Below are 3,104 nucleotides of genomic sequence, written 5' to 3'. Positions count from 1 at the left end.
CCCGGGCCCCGCCCCTGGCCGTACTCGACAACCAACCCATCGCCCTGCTCCTCATCTCGTCTGTCCTATGTGGATCAACGGGGTGCGCCCGTCCGGTCCCGACCGGCCCACACCCGGGGGTCAGCGCGTAAAGCGCAGGACCCGCTTCACCAACGTCACCCGGTGATCCCGACCCGCCGCGCCGTGGACGCCGTCAGGCACGACGTCGGATGCGACGGGGACGCCTCGACCAGACCGCGCCGGCCATCGAGGTGGCGCAGCTCGAACCGCACCCACCCCTTCGACAACAGGCCGATCGCGATGACCTGCGCCCACTCCCCACCCGCCGAGCCGTAGGAGTAGACCCACCACCCCGGGCGCACCGCCCGCGCCGGACGCTCCCGTGACGCCGTCGCCGCCGCCCGCTCCACCACCGCACCCAGCCGGGCGCTCACCGCGCACCCGCCGGGGGCTCCCCAGCGCCGAGCAGAACCAGCTCCGCCCACTCCTGCGCCGCCACAACCTCCACCACCGCCGACAGATAAGCGCCGTTCACACGCAGACGACGCCACTCCCGCCACTCCACGACCGCGCCACCCAACGCCTCGGCAGCCTCGACCCCCGCCACCCCGACCGCGACCCACACCAGCACCCCGGCCACACCGTCCAGCGGACCCGCCACCCCCAACGCCAGAACCACGAACACCCCGGTCAGCACCACCAGCGCCACCCCGGCACCGGACCGGTGCCAGAACTCGCCCCGCACCTGGTCCAGCACTCGACGACGGCGGGCGTCTACCACCCGCATCACGCCTCGCCGCCCTGGGCCGACGCGACGGTGATCCGCTTGTCGAGCCAGTTCGCCAGCGCCTGGCCCGGGACACGCATCGCCTTGCCGAACCGCAAAACCGGCAGGTCTCCGCTCTCCACGGCTCGATAGACGGTCGAAAGAGACACGTCGAGCATCTCGGCGACTGCGCTGACCCGGTACATCCGACCCTTATCGATGTTCATCGTTCCTCCGTGGTTGTCCTGGATGTGGCGATCCCGCGCCGTCGGGCGAGCCGAGCGGCGAGGGGAACAAGAGAGAAGGTAGCAAACAGAGTCGACTGAGTCGACTCTGTCATGTCTGAGATGGCAGCCTTGGCGGCCTGTACCGTTCTTGACGTGCACAGTTGGGACCCAGACGACTCCCGGCCGCCCTACCAGCAAGTCGCCGAGATCTACCGGCGACAGATCAAGGACGGCGACCTTGGCCCTGGTGACTCCTTGCCGTCCTACGGCGACGTCGCCTCCTCGTTCGGCGTGTCCCCCGGCGTTGTGAAGCGAGCCTTCGCCGAGCTGCGCGGCGAGGGCCTGATCGTCACTCGCCACGGTCAGGGCTCGTTCGTACGCACCGAGCAGGATGCGGAAGCCACTCCTACCGTCGCCGACCTTGCCGCCGCCGTCAGAAGCCTCACCGAGCGCCTGGAGGCCGTGGAGCGCCGTCTCCCCTGAGGCTGGCTGCCACCCACCGCCTGCCGCACCCGTAGCGGCTGTAGTCGCTGTGTTCACGACGACAACACTGGTTTGTCAGGCGCCGTCGCCACAGTGTTGCCGCAGGTGAGGACCACGGTGCTGGGGTGATATCACCCCAGCTACACCGCATCACCAAGGTTCGAGATCGGCCGCCTCCCGGCGGCTCGGATGCCACACTTGAGACGCTGGCGATGGACGAGGGGAATCCGGGATCATGAGCGACCGGCCGAGCTGGGCGAAGCGCATCCGGGCAATGCGGGAATCTCGCGGGTGGTCACAGGCCGCCGCCGCAGAGGAGATGCGCAGACACTCCGAAAGCGCGCTACCCGACGCCCAGAACCTTGAGCGTCGATGGAAAGCGTGGGAACTCGGCGAGAACAAGCCCGGAGCGCATTACGCCCCCATCATCGCGGCAACCCTTGGCACTGCGACTGCCTCATTGTTTCCGCCGGAGAACAAACCCGCCACGGTCGACCTGATCGCCAGCTCCGGCATGGACACGCTTGAGATCGTCAGCCGCATTAACATCTCAGACATCAATTCTGCAACGCTTGACGCTTTACGGATCACCGTAGAGCGCCTGTGCTCGGAGTACGCAAGCAGCGATCCGAACAGCCTGATCGTTGAGGGCCGACAATGGCTTCGCCGTTTGGTCGAACTACAGGATCGACGACTCACCCTTAGCCAGCGACGCGAAACACTGGAGCTTGCCGGTTGGCTTGCCCTCCTCGTTGGCTGCCTAGAGTATGACACCGGGCGTCGTCAGGCTGCCGAAGCAACACGCCAGGCAGCATTGCGGCTCGGCGCGGAATCTGAGACCCCAGGTGTCCTGGGATGGGCTCACGAGATGAAGGCATGGTTCGCCCTAACGAATGGAGACTATCGTGGCGTCATCGCCGCCGCGGAGGCCGGACGCGGCGCGAGCGGCAACCACAGTGTCGGCGTTCAGCTTATCGCCCAAGAGGCGAAGGCTTATGCCCGAATGGGCAGGCACCGCGAGATGGAGCAGGCCCTAGATATCGGTCGAAAGCAGCTCGATTCGCTGCCCTACCCCGACAACATCCAGAACCACTTCGTCGTCGATCCGTCGAAGTATGATTTCTATGCAATGGACTGCTATCGCCATGTCGGCGACAACGACCGGGCGCGAGAACTTTCAGAGGAAGTCATCCGAGCCGGAACCGACTTCGACAATCGCGAGCGCTGGCCGATGCGCATCGCGGAGGCTCGCATCACTCTTGGTGTCGCAGCAGCACGAGAGGGCGATCTGGACGAAGCGCTGATCCACGGACGACGCGCGCTCAGTGGACCGCGTCAGTCTCTGCCGAGCTTGGCGATGGTCTCCCGCGACCTGGGCCAAGTGCTCGCCGATCGATACGCCAACGAGCAGGAAGCAGCGGCCTATCTAGAGCAGATACGCAGTCTCGCGAGGCCCAGCTAGGTGTGATGTCCAGGGAGGTTGGTCAGCCTGGTGACTGGTGGCTGGCCGCCGATGGCGGAGTGAGCGCGGTGGTGATTGTAGAAGTGCAGCCAGCCGGGTAGGGCGTCGTTGCGTTGGCGGGTCGACTCATAGAGTCGGGCGTAGGCCCAGCCGTCGGCCAGGGTCC

At 66.4% G+C, this 3,104-nt stretch carries 6 protein-coding genes; 2 read left to right on the top strand and 4 right to left on the bottom strand.

Going from position 1 to position 3,104, the window contains the following annotated elements:
- Nucleotides 1-155 precede the first annotated feature (155 nt).
- The 3 genes from FVA95_RS28135 to FVA95_RS28125 are packed head-to-tail and all read right to left on the bottom strand — an operon-like array spanning nucleotide 156 to nucleotide 993.
- Nucleotides 156-434 carry a hypothetical protein gene (locus FVA95_RS28135; RefSeq protein WP_149666826.1) on the bottom strand — a complete coding sequence of 93 codons (279 nt, stop codon included), beginning with the start codon at nucleotides 432-434 and terminating at the stop codon, nucleotides 156-158.
- Nucleotides 431-787 carry a hypothetical protein gene (locus FVA95_RS28130; RefSeq protein WP_149666825.1) on the bottom strand — a complete coding sequence of 119 codons (357 nt, stop codon included), beginning with the start codon at nucleotides 785-787 and terminating at the stop codon, nucleotides 431-433. The genes FVA95_RS28135 and FVA95_RS28130 overlap by 4 nt, the downstream gene beginning before the upstream one ends.
- Entirely contained in the window at nucleotides 787-993 is a 207-nt protein-coding gene (locus tag FVA95_RS28125; RefSeq protein WP_240051788.1) for a helix-turn-helix domain-containing protein, read from the bottom strand. Before FVA95_RS28125 ends, FVA95_RS28130 begins: the two co-directional genes overlap by 1 nt.
- A 153-nt stretch (nucleotides 994-1,146) precedes the next feature.
- Here FVA95_RS28125 and FVA95_RS28120 point away from each other — a divergent pair, with 153 nt between their 5' ends.
- Complete coding sequence (locus FVA95_RS28120; protein ID WP_205016017.1) at nucleotides 1,147-1,476, top strand: GntR family transcriptional regulator; 330 nt, start codon at nucleotides 1,147-1,149, stop codon at nucleotides 1,474-1,476.
- A 235-nt stretch (nucleotides 1,477-1,711) separates the two neighbouring features.
- Nucleotides 1,712-2,938 (top strand): helix-turn-helix transcriptional regulator, encoded by a 1,227-nt coding sequence (locus tag FVA95_RS28115; RefSeq protein ID WP_205016016.1) that lies wholly within the window; start codon nucleotides 1,712-1,714, stop codon nucleotides 2,936-2,938.
- Here the strand turns inward: FVA95_RS28115 and FVA95_RS28110 are convergent.
- A partial coding sequence (locus tag FVA95_RS28110; protein ID WP_149662779.1) for an integrase core domain-containing protein occupies nucleotides 2,935-3,104 on the bottom strand: 170 nt, incomplete at its 5' end. The two genes, FVA95_RS28115 and FVA95_RS28110, sit on opposite strands and share 4 nt — an antisense overlap.

The organism is Pseudonocardia sp. EV170527-09 (assembly GCF_008369905.1).
Taxonomy (GTDB): domain Bacteria; phylum Actinomycetota; class Actinomycetes; order Mycobacteriales; family Pseudonocardiaceae; genus Pseudonocardia.
This window is presented reverse-complemented; position numbering and strand designations above follow the sequence as displayed.

Coding starts and splice junctions, on each gene's coding strand:
- FVA95_RS28125 (WP_240051788.1), bottom strand. CDS start 993: ATGAACATCGATAAGGGTCGGATGTACCGGGTCAGCGCAGTCGCCGAG.
- FVA95_RS28115 (WP_205016016.1), top strand. CDS start 1,712: ATGAGCGACCGGCCGAGCTGGGCGAAGCGCATCCGGGCAATGCGGGAA.
- FVA95_RS28130 (WP_149666825.1), bottom strand. CDS start 787: ATGCGGGTGGTAGACGCCCGCCGTCGTCGAGTGCTGGACCAGGTGCGG.